The organism is Franzmannia qiaohouensis (assembly GCF_031451695.1).
GTDB classification, from domain to species: domain Bacteria; phylum Pseudomonadota; class Gammaproteobacteria; order Pseudomonadales; family Halomonadaceae; genus Franzmannia; species Franzmannia qiaohouensis.
The window spans coordinates 18676-40464 of the sequence record NZ_JARWAM010000011.1; the positions used below are offsets into that span (position 1 = coordinate 18676).

Here is a 21789-nt window from a genome sequence, read left to right on the forward strand (position 1 = left end):
TGGCAGGGCCTGAAAAATCAACGCCGGCATGGAACTCCGGCGCACCATTCCGGTCTGAGCGGGTCGTTGAGGTCGGTAGACCCTGCTTGATGGAATGCCAATAAACAGGAACACTTACGGGTAACCATCACACTTTGCCTGACAGGGCCCAGGTTAACGCCATGACTACCAGATTTGCTTATGTTGCCGCTGTGCTGGCATTACCTGCTATGCCCGCCACGTTACTCTCCCGATCGGGGAGGAGTTGAATGGGCACGAGGGAAACCGACCAGCAACTCGTCGAGCGTGCCCAGCAGGGAGACAACCGGGCCTTCGATCTACTGGTAAAGAAATACCAGCACAAGATCATTGGCCTGATCGGACGCTACGTGCACGACCACGCAGAAGTGCATGACGTGGCCCAGGAGGCGTTTATCAAGGCCTACCGCGCGCTGGGCAAGTTTCGCGCCGAGAGTGCTTTCTACACCTGGATGTATCGTATCGCCATCAACACCGCCAAGAACCATCTGGTCTCGCGTGGGCGGCGCCCACCGGGCAGTGATCTGGATATCGTCGATGCCGAGATCGTCGATCACAGCGGGCGGCTGTCGGATACCGAGACGCCTGAGGCGGCAATGGCGCGCGATCAGCTGGAGGCCGCCGTGTTCGAGGCCATCGAGAATCTGCCGGAGGATCTGCGCACCGCGATTACCCTGCGCGAACTCGACGGACTCTCCTATGAAGACATTGCCAATGTCATGAACTGTCCGGTAGGCACGGTACGCTCGCGGATCTTCCGCGCTCGTGAGGCGGTGGACAAGCACATCCAGCCGCTGGTGACCACGTCGCGGACCCGAGACATGATCCATGAATGAGTTTTTCGCCTATGTCACTGAACTGTTGGCGAGAGATGACGTCACAAGGGTGGTCGCCGATGGCGCTTCCCGGGGGCAATGGCATGACGGGCAGTGCCGCAGCCGATGCCCGGTCACGTCAGTCGGGTAGCGGCATGACCGTTGCCATATGGCATCAGAATTCTAATGACCAATGGGCGTCAGGCCCTGTCGAGGATGAGGGTGTAAGTAATGAATCAACAGGCACGAGAGTCATTGTCTGCCCTGATGGATGATGAGGCTGATGAGCTCGAACTGCGTCGCGTACTCAAGTCGCTTGACGGGCATGGCGACGATGCTGACGCTTGGCGTCGCTACCATCTGGCCCGCAGCCTCATGCAGCGCGACCGCGATGTCGATGTCAGCACTGACCTCTCGGCAGGCATCATGGCAAAGATTGCCGATGAGCCGCTGCCCGCCACCGACAAGTCGTTGACGCGCAAGCGCAGCGGATTGTCGTTTACCGGTAGCGCGGCGATTGCCGCTGCTGTGTCGCTGATGGTGATCACCGGGGTACAGGTCTATCACGGCAGCGATTCCGGCAGCACTGCGACCCAGCCAAGTCTGGCCGGTGGCAGCGGTGTTCAGGGGGCAGCCCAGGCGGTACCTGCTGCTGCCGGAAATGCCGGGGCCTCGGTGTCACGGCCGTCGCTGGTCGACCTGCCGATGTTCCAGTCTCCCGCCCAGGGCGGTGGTGGCAACAGTGGCATCATGACCGTGGGGGCATCCGCCGAGATGCCGATGTTCATGGCGCCCAGCGCACGCCAGTCCCAGCGCGGCGACCAGGCGCAGGCACAGCTACTTCAGTCCTATCTCGATCGTCACGCCGAGGGCGCGGCCTATCGGAGTGGCGACGCCTGGATGCCGCTGCTGCGCGCGTCGGGGCTCGAGACCTTGGGCCAGCGTTAATGAGGGCAGGGATGACCGCGTATTTCCGTCATCCGCTGCGCACGGCGCAGCAGCGTACTCCGCTACATACTTCCCTACGTCGCCATGTGCTGCTGATCGCCGTGGCGATGTTCGGTCTATCCGGGGCCGCCGTCGCCGATCAACCCTCTGGCCAGGAAGCCCTTGCCGCGGCCTGGGACAGCGAAGCCGGTTTCGACTGCTCGGTTCTGGATGGGGTGGCCGCGCCGGATTCACCGGAAGGCTGGTTCGAATTCAGCCTGTGGGCCAACCACTGCTATGTGTTTCACGCCAGGGCGGTGCGCATCAGCAGTGAGGGCGCGCGCACCCTGGCGCTATCTCACGAGGTAAAGGATGGCGTCGAGCGTGAAGTGGCACAGTTCCTCGACGGCCCGCCGCTGGTGTTCGAGCGGCGTGGTCGCATCGGTCGCGGTGGCTGGGCAGAGGAGGGCAGCGAGGTGCCCGCCTCGCCCACCGCGATCATGACCCACCTCAGCGACCACTACCGGCTGCAGCTCGACGGCAGCGAACGGATTGCCGGGCGCAACGCCGTACGCCTGGACATCGAGCCGCTGGACAGCCTGCGCTACGGGCATCGACTTTGGCTCGACCGCGCCACCGCGCTACCGCTCAAGCAGCTACTCCTGGACGACAGTGGTCGCGTGCTCGAGACCTTCCAGATCACCGACCTCGAGCACGCCTCCCTTCACGATGGCCACGTACGCCTCGACGAGTTGCGTCAGGCGCCGCCGGATCCCTGGGCGCCGGGCTGGCTGCCGCCGGGCTTCGCGCCGCAGCCGGTTTCCACTCGCAGCAGCGTGCACGATGATGCCGTGGGGCATCGCCTGTTCAGCGACGGGCTGTCGAGCCTGAGCCTGTTCGTCGAGCCTCTCGATGCCGACGGTCAGGTGCTGTCGCCAGGCATGCACCGCCTGGGCATCTCTTACGCGGCGGTGCGCCACGACGACATCGGCGGCCAGCCGATGCAGATCGTTGCCATGGGCGAGCTGCCGCCGCAGGTGCTGTTGCAGATCGTCGAGCAGGTCGAGTGGCAGCCTGAGCGGGTAGCGGCCGACGTCGACGATAGCGCCCAGGAGTCGACGCCATGACGCCCCCTATATCGACCAACTTGCTACTGGCCCGTTTAGCGCCGCGTTAGGCGCTAAGCCCGTCTTCCTCGCACTGATTGTCCCAACGCCGTCGCAGGAGCGCCTTATGGAACGCACGACACGACATCTTTCGCTGTGGTTACTACTGACCATCGCCGCGTTTGCCTGGCAGTCCGCCCAGGCCCGCGGCCTGCCTGACTTTACCGAGCTGGTGGAGGACGCCGCACCGGCGGTGGTCAATATCGCCAGCACTCGGGCGGTGCCGTCGCGCAGCGAACAGTTCGGTGGGCCGGGGGGGCAGGACATCCCCGAGATCTTTCGCCACTTCTTCGGCGACCAGTTTCCGAGCCCGCCCGGCCAGGGCCGGGGGCGCAGTCAGGAGCGCCAGTCGCTGGGGTCGGGTTTCATCATCAGCGAGGATGGCTACATCCTGACCAATGCCCATGTGGTCGATGGCGCCGACGAGATCCTGGTGCGGCTCAACGATCGCCGTGAGTTGGAGGCCGAGCTGGTTGGCGCCGATAGAGAGACCGACGTGGCCCTGCTCAAGGTCGACGCCGAGGGCCTGCCGACCCTGACGCTGGGCAACTCCGACCATCTGCGGGTCGGCGAGTGGGTGGCCGCCATCGGCTCGCCGTTCGGCTTCGACCACTCGGTGACCGCGGGCATCGTCAGTGCCATCAACCGCACTTTGCCGCGGGACGCCTATGTGCCGTTCATCCAGACCGACGTGGCGATCAACCCCGGCAACTCCGGCGGGCCGCTGTTCAATCTCGACGGTGAGGTGGTCGGCATCAACTCACAGATCTTCACCCGCAGCGGTGGCTTCATGGGCGTCTCGTTCGCGATCCCGATCAGCGTGGCGATGGATATCGCCGACCAGCTGCGCGATGACGGTCAGGTCAGCCGCGGCTGGCTGGGGGTGGTAATTCAGCCGGTATCACGGGATCTGGCCGAGTCGTTCGGCATGGATAGCCCGAGCGGGGCACTGATCGCCGATCTCGATCCGCAAGGCCCCGCCGCGCAAAGCGGCCTGCGCGCCGGCGACGTGATCATGCAGGTCGACGGCGAGGAGGTCGAGTCCTCGACCACGCTGCCGCGCCTGATCGGCCGGGTCAGCCCAGGCAACGACGTCGAGCTGACCCTGATGCGCGACGGCGAGCAGCGCTCCCAGGACGTCACCGTGGGCCGCTGGCCGGATGCCAATGGCGACGACGAGTCCGCCGCCGAGCAGGACACCAGTGACCGCCAGGCGCGCCTCGGGCTCAGCGTGGCCGAGCTCGATGCGGCCGAGCGTGAGCGCCTCGAGATCGAGGGTGGCGTCCAGGTCCGCAGCGTCGACCCGGACGGTGCCGCTGCCGCAGCGGGCATCCGCCCCGGGGACGTGATCGTTTCGCTGGATCAGCAGAGCATCGACTCGCCGCAGCGGCTGCTCGAGGTGGTCGAGGCCATCGACGGTGATCGCGCCGTGCCGCTACGTCTCTACCGCGACGGTCGCTCGCTGTTCGTGGCGCTGCGTCTCGACCCCAACGAGTGAATCAAGCGCGAAGCCGGCGCGGCTTCGCTGTTCCTGCCAGGCGCATGCCGGTACAATGAGCGCAATTTGCTCACCGGCATGCGCCTGCTGCCCTCCTGTCGACCCTCCCTATGTAGCGATAGCGGTTTCGATAGTGACGTCCTGGCGTAGGACGCCGATTCATTGAAAGGCAGAACTGACTCGATGGCCAACGACGTGTCCCACGACAAGCTCAAGCATATCCGTAATTTCTCGATCATCGCCCACATCGACCACGGCAAGTCCACGCTCTCCGACCGGATCATCCAGATATGTGGCGGGCTGAGCGACCGTGAGCTCAAGGAGCAGGTGCTCGATTCGATGGATATCGAGCGCGAGCGGGGCATCACCATCAAGGCCCAATCGGTGACCCTCGACTACCACGCCGAGGACGGCAACACCTACCAGCTCAACTTCATCGACACCCCCGGGCACGTCGACTTCTCCTACGAGGTGTCGCGCTCGCTCTACGCCTGCGAGGGCGCGCTGCTGGTGGTCGATGCCGCCCAGGGCGTCGAGGCGCAGTCGGTGGCCAACTGCTATACCGCGGTGGAGCAGGGGCTCGAGGTGCTGCCGGTGCTCAACAAGATGGACCTGCCCCAGGCCGACCCCGACAAGGTGGCTCAGGAGATCGAGGAGATCATCGGCATCGACGCCACCGACGCCTGCCAGGTCTCGGCCAAGAGCGGGCTGGGCATGGAGGCGCTGCTCGAGCGCCTGGTGCGCGATATCCCGCCGCCCAAGGGCGACCCCGAGGCACCGCTGCAGGCGCTGATCGTCGACTCCTGGTTCGACAACTACCTGGGCGTGGTATCGCTGGTACGGCTGTTCGACGGCACCCTGAAGAAGGGCGAGAAGATTCGCATCAACTCGACCGGGCGTGACTGGCAGGTCAACGAGGTCGGGGTGTTCACGCCCCTGCGCCGCGAAACCGGCGTGCTGCGTGCCGGCGAAGTGGGCTTCGTGGTGGCCGGGATCAAGGAGATCCAGGGTGCCCCGGTGGGCGATACCATCACCCATACCAAGACTCCCGACGTGCCGCGCCTGCCCGGCTTCCAGAAGGTCAAGCCGCAGGTCTACGCCGGGATGTTCCCGGTCAGCGCCGACGACTACGAGGACTTTCGTGATGCCCTCGAGAAGCTGGCCCTCAACGACGCCTCGTTGGCCTACGAGCCGGAGAACTCCGACGCCCTGGGCTTTGGCTTCCGGGTCGGCTTCCTTGGCACCCTGCACATGGAGATCATCCAGGAGCGCCTCGAGCGCGAGTACGATCTCGATCTGCTGACCACCGCACCGACGGTGGTCTACGAGCTGGCCATGGACAACGGTGACGTGAGCTACGTCTCCAACCCCTCCAAGCTGCCTGACATGGCCAATGTCGACGAGATGCGCGAGCCGATCGTGCGTGCCAGTATCCTGGTGCCCCAGGAGTTCGTCGGCAACGTCATCGCCGAGTGCGAGCAGCGCCGCGGCACCCAGCTCGACATGCAGTTCCTGGGCAATCAGATCCAGCTCGTGTATGAACTGCCGATGTCCGAGGTGGTGATGGATTTCTTCGATCGCCTGAAATCGATCTCCAAGGGCTATGCGTCGCTGGACTATAGCTTCGAACGCTTCGAGGCGGCCAGGCTGGTGCGGCTCGACGTGCTGATCAACGGCGACAAGGTCGATGCCCTGGCGGCGATCATCCATCGCGATCACGCCCACAGCCGGGGTAGGTTGCTGGTCGAGAAGATGAAAGAGCTGATACCGCGGCAGATGTTCGACGTGGCCATCCAGGCCGCCATCGGTGGTCAGGTGGTGGCGCGTTCCACGGTCAAGGCGCTGCGCAAGAACGTTACCGCCAAGTGCTACGGCGGCGACGTGTCCCGCAAGAAGAAGCTGCTGGAAAAGCAGAAGGCGGGCAAGAAACGCATGAAGCAGGTCGGCAGGGTGGAAATTCCCCAGGATGCCTTCCTCGCCGTGCTCAAGGTGAATGACTAGGGTCGAGGATAGGCATGGATTTTTCGCTGTTGCTGGTGGTGGCCGTAGCGGTCACCGGTATGATCTGGTTGCTGGATGCGGTGTGGTGGGGGCGTGCACGGCGTGCGCGCCTGGCGGCGGTGGAAGCCGGCAACGGCGAGCGCCTCGACGACGACTCTCGGCGCAAGCTGGCGCGTGAGCCGTGGCCGGTCGACTACTCGCGTTCGTTCTTCCCGGTGCTGCTGGTGGTGCTGGTGCTGAGGAGCTTCGTGGTCGAGCCGTTCCAGATCCCTTCGGGCTCGATGCGTCCGACCCTGGAAGTGGGCGATTTCATCCTCGTCAACAAGTTCACCTATGGCCTGCGCCTGCCGGTGATCAATACCCGCCTGGTCGAGATGAACGACCCGGAGCGCGGCGATGTGATGGTGTTTCGCTTCCCTCAGGAGCCGTCGATCAACTTCATCAAGCGCGTGGTAGGGCTGCCCGGCGACCGTATTCGCTACGAGGGCAAGCAGCTCTTCGTCAACGGCGAGGCGGTACCGAGTAGCCTGCTGGAGGCCGATCCCCGCGATCAGCCCGGCGAGCAGCTGCTCGAGGAGCTGCTCGGTGCCCAGGCCCACCAGATCTACAACAACCCCCGCGACCCCGGTCCGCAGATGCGCGAGTTGGAGGTGCCGGAGGGCCACTATTTCACCATGGGCGACAACCGCGACCACTCCAACGACAGTCGCTACTGGGGCTTCGTGCCCGAAGAGAACATCGTCGGCCAGGCGTTTGCGGTATGGATGCACTGGGACGGCGGGTTGCCAAGCTTCGGCTCGGTACGCCGCATTCACTGACCCAGCCCCTGGCTGGCTAAAGCAATATGGCCTGATGCATGGCGAGATGCCGTGCATCGGGCTATTCATTTAATCAGGTCACAACAAAGAGCAGGAGTTTCGTGAGTAACCCCTTGAATGGTTTCAGCCGTCGGGTCGGCCATGCGTTCGCCGACATCGGCCTGCTGGAGCTGGCCATGACCCACCGCAGTTTTGGCGGGCAGAACAATGAGCGCCTCGAGTTTCTCGGCGACTCGATCGTCAACTTCGTGATCGCCGAGGCGCTGTTCCGGCGCTTCCCGGATGCCCGCGAGGGGCAGCTGTCGCGGCTGCGCGCCCAGCTGGTCAAGGGCCAGACCCTGGCCGAGCTGGCGCGCGAGTTCGATCTTGGCGAGTGTCTGCGGCTCGGCTCCGGCGAGATGAAGAGCGGCGGTCACCGGCGCGACTCGATTCTCGCCGACGCCGTCGAGGCGGTGATCGGTGCCATCTACCTGGATGCCGGCATGGACGTGGCCAAGGCCAGGGTGCTGTCGTGGTACGCCCAGCGCCTCGAGGCCATCGACCTGCAGGATACCCAGAAAGACCCCAAGACCCGGCTGCAGGAGTTTCTGCAGTCGCGGCAGTCGCCGCTGCCGCGCTATGAAGTGCTCTCGGTGGAGGGCGAGGCCCACGCCCAGACCTTCACCATCGAATGTCAGATCGAGATGCTCGAGGCCGCTACCGTCGGCGTCGGCTCGAGCCGACGCCATGCCGAGCAGCAGGCCGCCGAAAAGGCGCTGGCGCTGCTCGAACCGCGAGGAGGGCGAGCATGACCCAGCGCTGTGGATTCGTGGCCATCGTCGGCCGCCCCAACGTCGGCAAGTCGACGCTGATGAACCGTATCCTTGGACAGAAGATTTCCATCACCTCGCGGCGTCCGCAGACCACGCGCCACCAGGTAATGGGCATCAAGACCGAGGGCGACGATCAGGTCATCTATGTCGATACCCCCGGCATGCACATCATGTCCAAGGATCGCAACAAGGCGATCAACCGCTTCATGAACCAGGCTGCCAGCCAGGCGCTGCGCGACGTCGACTGCGTGGTCTTCATCGTCGACCGCACCCGCTGGATGCCCGAAGACCAGGTGGTGCTCGACAAGCTGACCCACGTCAAGGCGCCGGTGATCCTGGCGGTCAACAAGGTCGACTGGCTGGAGGACAAGGCCAGCCTGCTGCCGTGGCTCGAGGAGGTCGGCGCCAAGCGCGACTTCGCGGCGATCCTGCCGCTGTCGGCCAAGCACGGCAGCAACGTGCCGGAACTCGAGATCGAGGTCGCCAAGCATCTGCCCGAGAGTATCCACTACTACCCCGACGACCAGGTCACCGATCGTACCCAGCGCTTCCTGGCCGCCGAGCTGGTGCGCGAGAAGGTCATGCGCCAGCTCGGCGACGAGCTGCCGTATCAGATGACGGTGGAGATCGAGGAGTTTCGCGAGACCGATCGCGTCACCCATATCAGTGCGCTGATCCTGGTCGAGCGCCAGGGCCAGAAGAAGATCCTGATCGGCGAAAACGGTGAACGCATCAAGAGCATCGGCCGCGAGGCGCGCCTCGACATGGAACGTGCGCTGGGTGGCAAGGTGATGCTCAACCTGTGGGTCAAGGTCAAGCGCGGCTGGTCGGACGATGAACGCGCACTGAAGAGCCTGGGCTACCACCTGGACTGAGTCGCGCGCTCGCCCGGCGTTGCCCAAGGACCGATGATGCAGCCCGAACCCGCCTTCCTGCTCCATAAGCGGCCGTACCGCGAGACCAGTGCGCTGGTCGATCTGCTGACGCTGGGCCATGGTCGGGTCAGGGCGGTGGCTCAGGGCGTGCAGCGACCTGGCAGCCGTGCGCGGGGGCGTCTGCAGCCGTTTGCACCGCTGCATGTGACCTGGGTCGGCAGCGGCGAGCTCAAGCGCCTGCGGCTGATGGAGAGCACCGGCAGCGCGGCGCTGCTGGCCGGAGAAGGCCTGCTGTGCGGGCTGTATGCCAACGAGCTGCTGGCCCGGCTGTTGCCACTTGAGCTGCCGGGACGCGAGGTGTTCGCCTTCTACAGCGCCACCCTCGAGGCCCTGCCGCGGCCGGAGGCGCGCGCCGCTGCGCTGCGCGGCCTGGAACTGGCGCTGCTCGAGCTGCTCGATGCCGAACCGCTGTTCCGCGACCTGGGGGACAACCAGCTCGACCCCCAGCGTCGCTATGTCTACCGCGCCGAGGCGCGCGCCTTCGAGGCGCTGCCGGCAGGGGCCACGCAGGGGCTCGACGGTCGTACCCTGCGTCTGCTGGCCAGCGGCCAGTGGCAGGCCGCAGGGCTTGCCGGCCCCGCCAAGGCGGTGACCCGTGCGGCGCTGGCGCCGCTGTTGGGTAGCCGGCCGCTGCGCTCGCGGGAACTGATGCGTCAGCTCGCCGACAAGCGGCTGCGTCGCGAGCGGTAAGCTTGAAACAGCAAGCCAACCCCTAGATTCTTACGACTCTCGACTCCTGGAGACTCCACCATGCATGCGCCCCGTATCCAGCTCGGCGTCAATATCGATCATATCGCCACCCTGCGCCAGGCTCGCGGTACCCGCTACCCTGACCCTGTCCAGGCCGCCCTGCTGGCCGAAGAGGCCGGTGCCGACGGCATCACCGTTCACCTGCGCGAGGATCGCCGGCATATCCAAGAGCGCGACGTGCGGCTGCTGGCCGAGACCCTCAATACCCGCATGAACCTCGAGATGGCGGTCACCGAGGCGATGATACGTCTGGCCGAAGAGATACGCCCGGCGCACGTGTGCCTGGTGCCGGAGAAGCGCGAGGAGCTGACCACCGAGGGTGGGTTGGACGTGGTCGGCGGCTTCGAGGCGGTACAGGCCGCCTGCCGTCGGCTGGCAGCGGCAGGCTGCGAGGTGTCGCTGTTCATCGATCCCGACCCGGCCCAGATCGAGGCCGCGGTGCGCGCCGGCGCGCCGGTCATCGAGCTGCATACCGGCGCCTACGCCGAGGCTGTCGGCCAGGCGGCACGAGACGAGCACGCGAGGATCGCCGCAGCGGCCGAGATGGCCCTCGAGCTGGGGCTGACCGTCAACGCCGGGCACGGCCTGCACTACCATAACGTCGAGGCCATCGCTGCGATTGGCGGCATCCATGAGCTCAATATCGGTCATGCGATCATCGCCCGCGCGCTGTTCGTGGGGCTCAAGGAGGCGGTGGCCGAGATGAAGCGGCTGGTGATCGCCGGCCAGGAAGCCGGGCTGCTGGCGGCGCTCGAGGAGCACGACCATGACCACGACCACGAGCATGGCTGAGCCGCGATGATCCTGGGGATCGGCAACGACCTGGCGCGCATCGACCGCTTCACGGCGGGCATGGCGCGCCACGGCGAGCGCTTCGCACAGCGCCTGCTGGGGCCGAGCGAACTGGCCCGCTTTCAGCACCACCCTCAGCCGGCCGCGTTTCTCGCCAAGCGCTTCGCCGCCAAGGAGGCGTTCCTCAAGGCGCTGGGTACCGGACTGCGCCACGGCATGCGCTGGACCGAGATCGAAGTGGTCAACGACGCCCTCGGCCGGCCCTCGCTGTTACTGGCCGGGCGCGCCCGCGAGCAGGCCCAGGCCGCCGGGGTGGTGACCCTTCACCTGTCGCTGTCGGACGATGACGGACTGGCACTGGCCTTCGTGGTGCTCGAGGGTTGAGCGGATGGCGCGTGCTGTCGACGCCAGTCGGCGAGCCGCGCCATGGCCGCATAGAGGTCGTCCAGCAGTGGCGCCACGTCGTTCAGGCCGCGGCTGCGCAGGCGCGTCTCGAGGGTTTCGGCGAGCAGAGCCAGCTGCGGCACGCCGCAGTAGCGGCAGGCGCCGTTGAGGGCATGGATGGCATCCAGGAAGGCCTCTTCGTCGCCGGCCTGCCAGGCGCTGCGCAGGGCGGCTTCGCTGGCGTCGAGGCTGTCGACCAGCAGCAGCAGGGTGTCCCAGGCGAGCGCCTCGCGTCCGGCGGCCAGCTGGGTGCCGAGGGTCAGGTCGACCACCGCCAGCTCGTCCTGGGCCGCCGGCGGTCTTGCCTTGGCGGGTCGCTCGGCGATGGCCAGCCGGCGCTTGAGCAGGTCGAGCAGTGCGGCATGATCGACCGGCTTGATCAGCACCTCCTGCAGGCCACTGCTCAGCAGCCGCTGGCGCTCCTCCTCCATGGCGTGGGCGGTAACCGCAATCACCGGGCACTGCCGCCAGCGTTCGTCGAGGCAGCGCAGGGCCTGGGTGGTGGCAATGCCGTCCATGCCCGGCAGGCGAATATCCATCAATACCATATCGAAGTGCTGACCCTGCGCCAGCGCCAGCGCTTCCTCGCCGCTGGCGGCCAACTGGGCGCCGAGCCCGAGATCCTCGAGCATGGCCTCCAGCAGCAGGCGGTTGGCGCTGTTGTCATCGACCACCAGCAGCTGTGACGGGCGCGGCTCGGGAGCCGGCGCGGGCAGTGCCTGCGGCGTGATCAGGCGCTCGATGCTGGCCGCCAGCACCCGGCGTGACAGCGGTCGACTGAGCAGTTCGCCGCCATGCGGCAGGTGCAGGTCGGGGAGTTCCAGCGGCCCGGCCTGGACCAGCAGGATGCACGGGCAGTGGCAAGCGTTGAGGCAGGCCTGCCAGCTTGCCAGGCGCGCCGGCACCAGGTCCTCGTGGGCCAGCCCGGCAATCAGCAGGTCGGGTGCGCTGCCGGCGTCCAGCGTGACCAGCTCGGCCCCCCACTGCTCGAGCAGGTGGGAGAGGGCATGGCGGGTCGCCGGGTGGGGCTCGTCGAAGGCGACGCGCAGACCGCCGAGGGCCAGCTCCGGGGGCCGGGGGTCGAGCCGCTGGGCCTGGAGCGGGAGCGTGAAGGTGAAGGTCGAGCCGCGGCCAAGCTCGCTCTCGACGCCGATCTCGCCACCCATCTGTTCGACCAGCTGGCGACAGATCATCAACCCCAGGCCGGTGCCGCCATAGTGCCGGCTGTCGCTGGCGCTGGCCTGGCTGAAGGCCTGGAACAGCCGCTGGCAGGCGCTCTCGCTGAGGCCGATGCCGGTATCGCTGACGCTGACCCTGAGGGTCACCCGCTGACTGTCGCTGTCGTCGAGCATCACCCTGACGATCACCTCGCCGCGCTGGGTGAACTTGATGGCGTTGTGGACCAGGTTAGTGAGCACCTGCTTGATGCGCAGCGGGTCGCCCTGCAGCTGTTCGGGCACGTCGTCGTAGACCAGCCCCAGCAGGTGCAGCTGCTTGTGGTGCGCCTGGGGACCCTGCAGGCCGAGCACCTCGTCGACCAGCGCCTGGGCATCGAGGTTGACGCACTCGAGCTCCATCTTGCCGGCCTCGAGCTTGGAGAAGTCGAGGATGTCGTTGATCAGTGCCAGCAGGCTATCCGAGGCCTTGCTGACGTGGTCGAGCCACTCGCGCTGGCGCGCGTCGAGGGGGGAGCGCGACAGCAGCTGGCAGAAGCCGATGATGCCGTTGAGCGGGGTGCGGATCTCATGGCTCATGTTGGCCAGGAACTCCGACTTGATGCGATTGGCCTCGAGCGCCCGGCGGTGGGCCATGTCGAGCTCGATGTTCTGAATCTCGATGGTCTCCATCGACTCCTGCAGATCGCGGGTGGTCTGGTCGATGTGCCGCTGCATGTCCTCGTGGGCGTTCTCGAGATGATCGGAGAGGGTATTGACGCTGGCGGCCAGGCGGCCCAGCTCCGGCGGGCCCTGGCGCGCCAGGCGCAGCTGGTAGTCGCCGGCATTGAGGCGCCGCAGCAGCTCCTGGAGCTCCTCGATGGGGCGGTCGATGCGGCGATAGACGATATAGGTGAGCATGAACAGCAGCAGTCCAGAGACCAGCCACACCAGTCCCGCCGCCGTCAGGTGGCGGTAGAAGGCGAGAGTCAGCGCGGTGGTGTCGACGCTGATATCCAGGTAGTGGGTGTCGTTTCCGTGCTCGAGGGGCAGCACCAGCCGCCAGTCGCCGTCGCGCTCCTCCAGCGGCGGGGCCGCGGCATAGTCGTCGAGCACCGGCTTCTGCTGGCCCAGCTCGAGGGTGGCCGTGCCGGCGCCATCGCGCAGGCTGACCCCGCGCACCTCGGGAATGTCCTGCAGGCGCTGCAGCAGGTCGGGCAGCCAGGTGTGATGGTGGTCGAGCAGGGCGTGTTCGAGGGAGGGGCGCAGCAGTTCGGCGCTGCCCAGGGTGCGCTGCTCAAGCGCCTCGCGTCGACTCTGGCCGTCATGCAACAGGGCGAGCAGGGTCAGGGTCAGCAACAGTGACAGCGGCACGACGACCGCCAACAGCAGCAGTCGGGTTCTGATCGGCATGGCCTTGGATCCGCACGGCAATCGGTGCCGGCATTATGCCACACCGTGGGGCCATCCCTGTCACCCACCGACGGGCATGGATATAATCGACGTATACCCGTTGAGAAGGACGCTTCGCATGCACTTCCCCACGCTCGAGGATGTGGTCGGCAACACGCCCCTGGTGCGCCTCAAGCGCATTGCCGCAGGCCGCAACAACACCCTGCTGGCCAAGCTCGAAGGCAACAACCCGGCCGGCTCGGTGAAGGATCGCCCGGCGCTGTCGATGATTCAGCAGGCCGAGGCCCGTGGCGAGATTCATCCCGGCGACACCCTGGTCGAGGCGACGTCGGGCAATACCGGCATCGCCCTGGCCATGGCTGCGGCGATCAAGGGCTACCGCATGACCCTGATCATGCCGGAAAGCGCCTCCAGCGAGCGCAAGCAGGCCATGGCGGCCTATGGCGCCAAGCTGATCACGGTGTCCAAGGACGCCGGCATGGAAGGCGCTCGCGACCTCGCCGACACCATGATCGCCCGCGGCGAGGGCAAGGCGCTGGATCAGTTCGCCAATCCCGACAATCCCCTGGCGCACTTCCGCACCACCGGGCCGGAGCTGTGGCGTCAGACCGAGGGCAGCATCACCCATTTCGTCAGCTCGATGGGCACCACCGGCACCATCATGGGTGTCTCGAAGTACCTCAAGCAGCAGAACCCGGCGGTGCAGATCGTCGGCCTGCAGCCCGAGGACGGCGCCAGCATCGCCGGAATACGCCGCTGGCCGGAGGCCTACCTGCCGCGCATCTTCGATGCCAGCCGGGTCGACCAGACGCTGGATATCGGCCAGCAGGAAGCCGAGGTGCACATGCGCCGCCTGGCCCGCGAGGAGGGTATCCTGGCCGGGGTCTCGTCGGGGGGCTCACTGGCCGGTGCGCTGCGCATCGCCGAGCAGGTCGAGAACGCGGTGATCGTGTTCATCGTCTGCGACCGCGGCGACCGCTACCTGTCCACCGGCCTCTACGCGCCGGAGGCCTGATGGCGATGCTCGGCAAGCGTCGCCATGGGCGCCCGGCCTCGGGCACATCGGGGCTGCGCCAGCGTGACCCGGCGCCGGCGCGCGACATCAGCGCCGCCGATGATAGCCTGCTGATCGAGCGCCTGGCCCACGACGGCCGCGGCGTGGCCCATCGCGCCAATGGCAAGGCAGTCTTCGTCGACCGCGCGCTGCCCGGTGAGCGGCTCATGGCGGCGGTGCATCGCCAGCGCAAGCGCTATGACGAAGCCCATGTGCGTGAGCTGCTCGAGACCTCTCCGCGGCGCGTTGCGCCGCCCTGCCCGCACTTCGGCCAGTGCGGCGGCTGCGACCTGCAGCACCTTGACGAAGCCGGCCAGCGCGAGCACAAGCTGGCGGTGCTCGGCGAGCACCTGGCGCGTGAGGGGCTGAGCCTGCCGGCGAACAGCGCGCTACTCGCCGCCCACGGCCACGGCTATCGGCGGCGGGCGCGACTCGGTGTCAAGGTCGACGCCCAGGGTGCCATCCACCTAGGATTCCGCACCAAGGGCAGCCACCACCTGCTCGATATCGAGCAGTGCACCATTCTGGTGCCGCGACTGGCGGCGCTGCTGGCACCGCTGCACCGCCAGCTGGCGGCCCTGGAAGCGCCGCGCCATGTCGGCCACATCGAACTCATCGACAGCGACGCGGGGGCTACCCTGGTGGTGCGTCAGCTGCGCGAGCAGGCCGGCGACCGCGTGCGCTGGCAGGCCTTTGCCGACGACCAGGGCGTCAGCCTGGCGTGGTGGCTGGGGCGCGACGAGGCGCGGCTGGAGTGGCTCACCCCAGCACCCGATCTGCGCTACCGTGTCACTGCCGATGGGCGCAGCCTGACGTTCGGGTTCGCGCCCGGCGACTTCGTGCAGGTCAATGCCACGGTCAACCAGCGCCTGATCGATACCGCGCTGGCATGGCTCGCGCCCGATACCGCGGCTCGCATCCTCGACCTCTACGCCGGGGTGGGAAACCTGAGCCTGGCGCTGGCCGGCCGCGGCGGCGAGGTGCTGGGCGTGGAGGGCAACCCGGCGATGGTCGAACGCCTCGCCGCCAACGCCCGGCGCAATGATCTCGACAACGTCGAGGCGCGCCAGGCCGACCTCACCCAGCCCGCCGCGGTGCGCGAGGTGCTGGCCTGGGCGCCGAGCCTGGTGCTGCTCGACCCGCCCCGCGAGGGCGCCGAAGTGGCCTGCGCGCAGCTGGCGACGAGCGCGGTGCCACAGCTGCTGTATATCGCCTGCGACCCGGCCACCCTGGCGCGGGATGCGGCACGCCTCGTGCAAGGCGGTTATCGAATACGTCGCGCGGCCGTGGCCGACATGTTCGCGCAGACCGCTCATCTGGAAGCCATGCTGCTGTTCGAACGCGGCGGATGAGCCACCCAACGAGAGGAACGCAACCCCATGGTTAAGGTGCGTGAAGACCAGCCGCTGACCGCCGACGGGGCGGTCAACATACAACAATGGCTGGCACGCCTGCAGGAGGACGTCAGCCTGCGTGACGAGGACGAGATGCGCGAGGCCTGCGAGCTCGCCGATCATCTTGCGCGGCACGCCGAACGTCCCCACAAGGCGTGGCTGGCCGACGGCTCGAGCTTTCGCATGGGCCTGGAGATGGCCGATATTCTCGGCGAACTAAAGCTCGACCAGGAGACGCTGGAAGCGGCCGTGCTGTACCGCGCGGTACGCGAGGGGCTGCTCGGCATCGAGGCGGTAGCCAAGCGCTTCGGCGGCGAAGTGGCCGGGCTGATCGACGGCGTGCTGCAGATGGCGGCGATCAGCCATCAGACGCCGAGCCACGGCATGACCCAGCACGACCAGCAGGACAACCTGCGCAAGATGCTGGTGACCATGATCGACGACGTGCGCGTGGCGCTGATCAAGATCGCCGAGCGCACCTGTGCGCTGCGCCAGGTCAAGGACGCCACCCGCGACAAGCGCCTGCGGGTGGCCCGCGAGGTGTTCGACATCTATGCGCCGCTGGCCCACCGGCTGGGCATCGGCCACCTCAAGTGGGAGCTCGAGGACCTCTCCTTCCGCTACCTCCACGAGGACGACTACAAGTCGATCGCCAAGCAGTTGGCCGAGAAGCGCCTCGACCGCGACCGCTATATCCACGAGGTGGTCGAGACCCTCGAGGGGCTGCTCGAAGCCCAGGGCATCCCGCGCAGCCAGGTCGACGGCCGCGCCAAGCACATCTATTCGATCTGGCGCAAGATGAAGCGCAAGCGCATCGATTTCTCGCAGGTCTATGACGTGCGCGCGGTGCGTATCCTGGTGCCCGAGGTGGCCGACTGCTACACCGCGCTGGGCATCGTCCACTCGCGCTGGCACCACGTACCCAACGAGTTCGACGACTATATCGCCAACCCCAAGAAGAACGGCTACCAGTCGCTGCACACCGCGGTGCTGGGGCCCGAGAACAAGGTGCTGGAGATCCAGATTCGCACCTTTGCCATGCACGAGGAGGCCGAGCTCGGCGTGTGTGCCCACTGGCGCTACAAGGGCCACGACACCAAGGCCAAGAGCTCGAGCTACGAAGAGAAGATCGCCTGGCTGCGCCAGGTGCTCGAGTGGCAGGACGAGGTCGGCGACTTTGGCGATCTGCGCGAGGGGCTGAACAGCGACGTGGCCCCGGACCGTATCTATGTGTTCACCCCCGACGGCCACGTCATCGACCTGCCCAAGGTCGCCACGCCCATCGACTTCGCCTACCGCGTGCATACCGAGATCGGCCATCGCTGTCGCGGCGCCAAGGTCAATGGGCGCATCGTGCCGCTTACCTACAAGCTCAAGACCGGCCAGCAGGTCGAGATCCTCACCGCCACCAAGGGCGGCCCGAGTCGCGACTGGATCAATCCTTCGCTGGGCTTCGTGCGCACCTCCCGGGCGCGGGCCAAGATCCAGGCCTGGTTCAAGCAGCAGGCGCGCAGCCAGAACCTCGAAGAGGGCAAGGCGCTGTTCGACAAGGAGATGAAGCGCCTCGATGTCGAGGACATGGATCTCCTCACCCTGGCGCGCAAGGTCAACTACACCAGCGTCGAGGACATGTACGCCGCCCTCGGCGCCGGCGACCTGCGCATCGGCCAGGTGCTGCACCAGGCCCAGCAACTGTTCGGCGAGTCGGATGACCAGGAGCAGCTCGATCGGCTGCTGGCCAAGCCGCGCCGCGGGCCGGCCAAGGGCGACGCTGATGCGATCACCGTGCTCGGGGTCGGCAACCTCAAGACCAGCATGGCCAACTGCTGCCACCCGGTACCCGGCGAGGCGATCGTCGGCTTCATCACCCAGGGGCGCGGGGTCACCGTGCACCGCCAGGACTGCCCCAATATCCTGCAGCTGCGCCTCGACGAGCCGCAGCGGGTGATCGAGGTGGAGTGGGGCGAGCGCTCGCGTACGCAATATCCGGTGGACATCGAGATCGAGGCCTGGGACCGCTCCGGGCTGCTGCGCGACGTCACCGGGGTGCTCAGCAACGACCGCGTCAACGTGCTGTCGGTCAACACCCTGACCAACCAGGAAGACGGCATCGCGCGGATGTCGATTACCGTCGAGGTCGACGGCCTGGAAACCCTGGGGCGGCTGTTCTCGCGCATTCAGCAACTGCCCAACGTGATCGACGTCAAGCGCCTGCGCAGCGGCGCCAAGCCGCGCCACGGTCGCCAGCGGAGGCCCCAGCCATGAGCCAGCCACGCCATGACCTCGACGACCTGCTGAACCTGATGGCGGTGCTGCGCGATCCGCAGCAGGGCTGTCCCTGGGACCTCCAGCAGGACTGGGACAGCATCGTGCCGCACACCCTGGAAGAGGCCTACGAGGTGGCCGACGCCATCGAGCGGCGCGCCTTCGACGAGCTGCCCGGCGAACTCGGCGACCTGCTGTTCCAGGTGGTCTACTACGCCCGCTTCGGCGCCGAGGAGGGGCGTTTCGACTTCCACGACGTGGTGCATACCCTTACCGCCAAGATGCTGCAGCGGCATCCCCACGTGTTCCCCGACGGCAGCCTGGCATCGCGGCGCCCGCCCGGGGTGAGCGCCGAGCAGGTCCAGACCCGCCAGGTCAACAGCCGCTGGGAGTCGCTCAAGGCCGAGGAGCGCGCCGCCCGCGCCGATGGCGAGGCAGGCGTCTCGGTGCTCGACGACGTGCCGCGCACGCTGCCGGCGCTGTCGCGGGCCGCCAAGCTCTCCAAGCGCGCCGCACGGGTCGGCTTCGACTGGCCCGACAGCCGCGGCGTGATCGACAAGATTCGCGAGGAGCTGGCCGAGGTCGAGGCGGCGCTTGACGCCGGCGACCGCGACCACGCCGCCGAAGAGGTCGGCGACCTGCTGTTTGCGGTGACCAATCTGGCGCGTACGCTGAAGGCCGACCCCGAGCAGTGCCTGCGTGCCACCAATGCCAAGTTCGAGCGGCGCTTTCGCCACGTCGAGTCGGCGCTGGCCGCGCGCGGACAGCAGCCGTCGTCGGTAACCCTCGACGAGATGGAGGCGCACTGGCAAGACGCCAAGCGCCGCGAAGCCACCCATGAATGCCACCAGGAGGGCGCTGCCCATGAGTGACGACCTACACGAATCGCTGCGTGATAACGTCCGCGTACTGGGCGACAGCCTGGGGCGCACCATTGCCGACGACCAGGGCAGCGCCTTCGTCGACAAGATCGAGACCATCCGCGGCTTTGCCAAACGCGGCCGTCAGGGCGACCAGCCCAGCCGCCGCGAGCTGATCGAGTTTCTGCGCAAGCTGCCCGACCGCGACCTGCTGCCGGTCACCCGCGCCTTCAACCAGTTCCTCAACCTGGCCAATATCGCCGAGCAGCACTATCGCGCCCGCTATCGGCGCGTCGAGGACTATAAGCCGGGCTCACAGCCGGTGCTTGGCGAACTGCTGCGTCGCGCCCAGTCCGAGGGGCACGCGCCGCGTACGCTGGTCGAGACGCTGGCCGGAATGCGCGTCGAGCTGGTGCTCACCGCCCATCCCACCGAGGTCATCCGGCGCACCCTGATCCAGAAGTACGATGCCATCGACGACTGCCTGTCGGTGATCGAATCGGCGGGCGACTATCCCGAGCAGTCGAGCCGCGCCCACGGCCGCCTCGAGGAGCTGATCAGCCAGGCCTGGCACACCGACGAGATCCGCCATGAGCGACCGACGCCGGTGGACGAGGCCAAGTGGGGCTTTGCGGTGATCGAGAACTCGCTGTGGCAGGCGGTGCCGGATTTCCATCGCGACCTCGACAGCCTGCTGCTCGAGACCGCCGGCGAGCGCCTGCCGCTGGATGCCGCGCCGCTGCGCTTCGCCTCGTGGATGGGCGGCGACCGCGACGGCAATCCCAACGTCACCGCCAAGGTCACCCGCGAGGTACTGCTGCTGGGGCGCTGGATGGCCGCCGATCTCTATCTGCGCGACCTCGAGCAGCTCAAGGCCGAGCTGTCGATGTGGAAGGCCAACAGTGCGCTCAAGGCCGAGGTCGGCGACGAGGCCGAGCCCTACCGGGCGCTGCTCAAGCGCCTGACCACGCGGGTCGAGGCGACCCGCGACTGGGCCAAGGCGTGCCTCGACGGGCGCAGCCACGAGGGCGGGCCGATCATCGAGACCCGCGACCAGCTCTACGCGCCGCTGCTGGCCTGCTATCGCTCGCTGTGCGATGTCGGCCTCGACACCATCGCCAACGGCACCCTGCTGGATACCCTGCGCCGGGTGGCGGTGTTTGGCGTCACCTTGACCAAGCTCGACGTGCGCCAGGAAGCGAGCCGCCACAGCCAGGTCTTCGAGGAGCTCACTGACTTCCTCGAACTGGGCCACTACCGCGAGTGGGACGAGCAGCAGCGCCAGGACTTCCTGCTCACCGAGCTGGAGTCGCGGCGGCCGCTGATCCCGCGCCGCTGGGAGTGCTCCACCGAGACCCGCGAGGTGATCGACACCTTCCGCGTCATCGCCCGCGAGCAGCGCGAGGCGCTGGGCACCTACATCATCTCGATGGCGGCGCAGCCCTCCGACGTGCTGGCCGTGGCGCTACTGATGCAGGAGGTCGGCGGCGACGTGCGGCTGCCCATTGCGCCGCTGTTCGAAACCCTCGATGACCTCAACCGCGCCGGCAATGTGATCGACCGGCTGCTGGCGCTGCCCGGCTATCGGCGCCTGGTGGGGGATAGCCAGGAGGTGATGATCGGCTACTCCGATTCGGCCAAGGATGCTGGCCAGCTGGCCGCCGCCTGGGCCCAGTATCGTGCCCAGGAGATCCTGGTCGAGGTGTGTGAGCAGCACGGCGTGGATCTGACCCTGTTCCACGGCCGCGGCGGCACCGTAGGTCGCGGCGGCGGCCCGGCCCACGCGGCGATACTTTCCCAGCCGCCGGGCTCGGTGAACGGGAGCCTGCGGGTCACCGAACAGGGCGAGATGATCCGCTTCAAGTTCGGCCAGCCGGAAATCGCGCTGCGCTCGATGGAGATCTACGCCTGCGCGGTGCTCGAGGCGACCCTGCTGCCGCCGCCGGCGCCCAAGCCCCAGTGGCGCGAGGAGATGGACCGCTTGGCCGAGATCGCTCACCGCGGCTATGTCGGCGTGGTGCGCGAGGATCCCGACTTCGTGCCCTATTTCCGCGCGGTGACGCCGGAGGGCGCGTTGGGGCGGCTGCCGCTCGGCTCACGCCCCACCAAGCGGCGCCAGGATGGCGGCGTCGAGACGCTGCGCGCGATCCCCTGGATCTTCGCCTGGACCCAGACCCGCCTGATGCTGCCGGCCTGGCTGGGCAGTGGCGATGCCTTCATCACCCGGCTGGAAGAGGAGGGCGGCCTCGAGCGGCTACGCGAGATGCGCCGCGAGTGGCCGTTCTTCGGCACCTACCTCGACATGCTCGAGATGCTGCTGGCCAAGGGCGACGTCGAGATCACCGCCTACTACGAGCGACGCCTGGTCGACGAGCCGGCGCTGCTGGCGCTGGGCATGAACCTGCGTGAGCGTTTTACTCGGCTGCAGGGCGTGCTGCTGGAGATCCTCGATCAGCAGGCGCTGCTCGAGAACACCCCGCTGATCCGCCAGGCGATCGAGGTGCGCAACCCCTACATCGACCCGCTGCATGGCCTGCAGGCCGAGCTGCTGCAGCGTAACCGCGATGCCGACGGTGCGATCAGCCCCGAACTGTCGCGGGCGCTGATGGTGACCATGGCCGGCATCGCCGCCGGGCTGCGCAATACCGGCTAGGCCAGCGATGCTGCCAGCGT

17 protein-coding genes are annotated in these 21789 nt (G+C 67.2%); 16 read left to right on the top strand and 1 reads right to left on the bottom strand.

What is annotated here, in order from left to right; all coding sequences use genetic code 11:
• Positions 1-248: 248 nt before the first annotated feature.
• The 11 genes from rpoE (at position 249) to acpS (ending at position 10916) form a co-directional block, all read left to right on the top strand.
• Positions 249-854, top strand: coding sequence for an RNA polymerase sigma factor RpoE (gene rpoE / locus QC821_RS15200; protein WP_095622156.1), 606 nt, complete (start codon positions 249-251; stop codon positions 852-854).
• A gap of 210 nt (positions 855-1064) precedes the next feature.
• The gene (locus QC821_RS15205; protein ID WP_309723264.1) at positions 1065-1781 is read left to right on the top strand and encodes a sigma-E factor negative regulatory protein; all 717 of its coding nucleotides are present in this window, start codon (positions 1065-1067) and stop codon (positions 1779-1781) included.
• A gap of 11 nt (positions 1782-1792) precedes the next feature.
• On the top strand, positions 1793-2887 hold the full coding sequence (locus QC821_RS15210; protein WP_309723267.1) for a MucB/RseB C-terminal domain-containing protein: 1095 nt from the start codon (positions 1793-1795) through the stop codon (positions 2885-2887).
• 106 nt (positions 2888-2993) lie between these two features.
• Complete coding sequence (locus QC821_RS15215) at positions 2994-4424, top strand: DegQ family serine endoprotease (protein ID WP_309723269.1); 1431 nt, start codon at positions 2994-2996, stop codon at positions 4422-4424.
• A gap of 183 nt (positions 4425-4607) precedes the next feature.
• On the top strand, positions 4608-6425 hold the full coding sequence (gene lepA, locus QC821_RS15220; protein ID WP_309723272.1) for a translation elongation factor 4: 1818 nt from the start codon (positions 4608-4610) through the stop codon (positions 6423-6425).
• Between the two features lie 14 nt (positions 6426-6439).
• Complete coding sequence (gene lepB, locus QC821_RS15225; RefSeq protein ID WP_309723274.1) at positions 6440-7243, top strand: signal peptidase I; 804 nt, start codon at positions 6440-6442, stop codon at positions 7241-7243.
• Between the two features lie 101 nt (positions 7244-7344).
• Positions 7345-8034 carry a ribonuclease III gene (gene rnc / locus QC821_RS15230; protein WP_309723276.1) on the top strand — a complete coding sequence of 230 codons (690 nt, stop codon included), beginning with the start codon at positions 7345-7347 and terminating at the stop codon, positions 8032-8034.
• On the top strand, positions 8031-8930 hold the full coding sequence (gene era, locus QC821_RS15235; RefSeq protein WP_309723278.1) for a GTPase Era: 900 nt from the start codon (positions 8031-8033) through the stop codon (positions 8928-8930). Before rnc ends, era begins: the two co-directional genes overlap by 4 nt.
• A 36-nt stretch (positions 8931-8966) precedes the next feature.
• Positions 8967-9680: a DNA repair protein RecO gene (gene recO / locus QC821_RS15240; RefSeq protein WP_309723281.1), complete on the top strand. Its 714-nt coding sequence runs from the start codon at positions 8967-8969 to the stop codon at positions 9678-9680.
• Between the two features lie 60 nt (positions 9681-9740).
• Positions 9741-10532, top strand: a complete 792-nt coding sequence (gene pdxJ, locus QC821_RS15245; protein ID WP_309723282.1) for a pyridoxine 5'-phosphate synthase — start codon at positions 9741-9743, stop codon at positions 10530-10532.
• A gap of 6 nt (positions 10533-10538) precedes the next feature.
• The gene (gene acpS / locus QC821_RS15250) at positions 10539-10916 is read left to right on the top strand and encodes a holo-ACP synthase (protein ID WP_309723284.1); all 378 of its coding nucleotides are present in this window, start codon (positions 10539-10541) and stop codon (positions 10914-10916) included.
• Here the strand turns inward: acpS and QC821_RS15255 are convergent.
• Positions 10856-13543, bottom strand: a complete 2688-nt coding sequence (locus QC821_RS15255; RefSeq protein WP_309723286.1) for an ATP-binding protein — start codon at positions 13541-13543, stop codon at positions 10856-10858. The genes acpS and QC821_RS15255 overlap by 61 nt on opposite strands.
• 118 nt (positions 13544-13661) lie before the next feature.
• Here QC821_RS15255 and cysM point away from each other — a divergent pair, with 118 nt between their 5' ends.
• The 5 genes from cysM to ppc are packed head-to-tail and all read left to right on the top strand — an operon-like array spanning position 13662 to position 21769.
• Positions 13662-14558, top strand: coding sequence for a cysteine synthase CysM (gene cysM / locus QC821_RS15260; protein WP_309723289.1), 897 nt, complete (start codon positions 13662-13664; stop codon positions 14556-14558).
• On the top strand, positions 14558-15949 hold the full coding sequence (locus QC821_RS15265) for a methyltransferase domain-containing protein (protein WP_309723292.1): 1392 nt from the start codon (positions 14558-14560) through the stop codon (positions 15947-15949). The genes cysM and QC821_RS15265 overlap by 1 nt, the downstream gene beginning before the upstream one ends.
• Before the next feature lie 27 nt (positions 15950-15976).
• Positions 15977-18256: a GTP diphosphokinase gene (relA, locus tag QC821_RS15270; RefSeq protein ID WP_309723295.1), complete on the top strand. Its 2280-nt coding sequence runs from the start codon at positions 15977-15979 to the stop codon at positions 18254-18256.
• Positions 18253-19128 carry a nucleoside triphosphate pyrophosphohydrolase gene (gene mazG / locus QC821_RS15275; RefSeq protein ID WP_309723296.1) on the top strand — a complete coding sequence of 292 codons (876 nt, stop codon included), beginning with the start codon at positions 18253-18255 and terminating at the stop codon, positions 19126-19128. The genes relA and mazG overlap by 4 nt, the downstream gene beginning before the upstream one ends.
• Entirely contained in the window at positions 19121-21769 is a 2649-nt protein-coding gene (gene ppc, locus QC821_RS15280; protein ID WP_309723299.1) for a phosphoenolpyruvate carboxylase, read from the top strand. Before mazG ends, ppc begins: the two co-directional genes overlap by 8 nt.
• Positions 21770-21789: the final 20 nt, after the last annotated feature.

Bases quoted from the DNA above. Each gene is read 5' to 3' on its own strand.
- QC821_RS15210 (WP_309723267.1), top strand. From the start codon at position 1,793: ATGACCGCGTATTTCCGTCATCCGCTGCGCACGGCGCAGCAGCGTACT.
- ppc (WP_309723299.1), top strand. From the start codon at position 19,121: ATGAGTGACGACCTACACGAATCGCTGCGTGATAACGTCCGCGTACTG.
- relA (WP_309723295.1), top strand. From the start codon at position 15,977: ATGGTTAAGGTGCGTGAAGACCAGCCGCTGACCGCCGACGGGGCGGTC.
- QC821_RS15205 (WP_309723264.1), top strand. From the start codon at position 1,065: ATGAATCAACAGGCACGAGAGTCATTGTCTGCCCTGATGGATGATGAG.
- QC821_RS15265 (WP_309723292.1), top strand. From the start codon at position 14,558: ATGGCGATGCTCGGCAAGCGTCGCCATGGGCGCCCGGCCTCGGGCACA.
- lepB (WP_309723274.1), top strand. From the start codon at position 6,440: ATGGATTTTTCGCTGTTGCTGGTGGTGGCCGTAGCGGTCACCGGTATG.
- QC821_RS15215 (WP_309723269.1), top strand. From the start codon at position 2,994: ATGGAACGCACGACACGACATCTTTCGCTGTGGTTACTACTGACCATC.
- era (WP_309723278.1), top strand. From the start codon at position 8,031: ATGACCCAGCGCTGTGGATTCGTGGCCATCGTCGGCCGCCCCAACGTC.
- recO (WP_309723281.1), top strand. From the start codon at position 8,967: ATGCAGCCCGAACCCGCCTTCCTGCTCCATAAGCGGCCGTACCGCGAG.
- mazG (WP_309723296.1), top strand. From the start codon at position 18,253: ATGAGCCAGCCACGCCATGACCTCGACGACCTGCTGAACCTGATGGCG.
- lepA (WP_309723272.1), top strand. From the start codon at position 4,608: ATGGCCAACGACGTGTCCCACGACAAGCTCAAGCATATCCGTAATTTC.
- QC821_RS15255 (WP_309723286.1), bottom strand. From the start codon at position 13,543: ATGCCGATCAGAACCCGACTGCTGCTGTTGGCGGTCGTCGTGCCGCTG.
- rpoE (WP_095622156.1), top strand. From the start codon at position 249: ATGGGCACGAGGGAAACCGACCAGCAACTCGTCGAGCGTGCCCAGCAG.
- cysM (WP_309723289.1), top strand. From the start codon at position 13,662: ATGCACTTCCCCACGCTCGAGGATGTGGTCGGCAACACGCCCCTGGTG.
- acpS (WP_309723284.1), top strand. From the start codon at position 10,539: ATGATCCTGGGGATCGGCAACGACCTGGCGCGCATCGACCGCTTCACG.
- pdxJ (WP_309723282.1), top strand. From the start codon at position 9,741: ATGCATGCGCCCCGTATCCAGCTCGGCGTCAATATCGATCATATCGCC.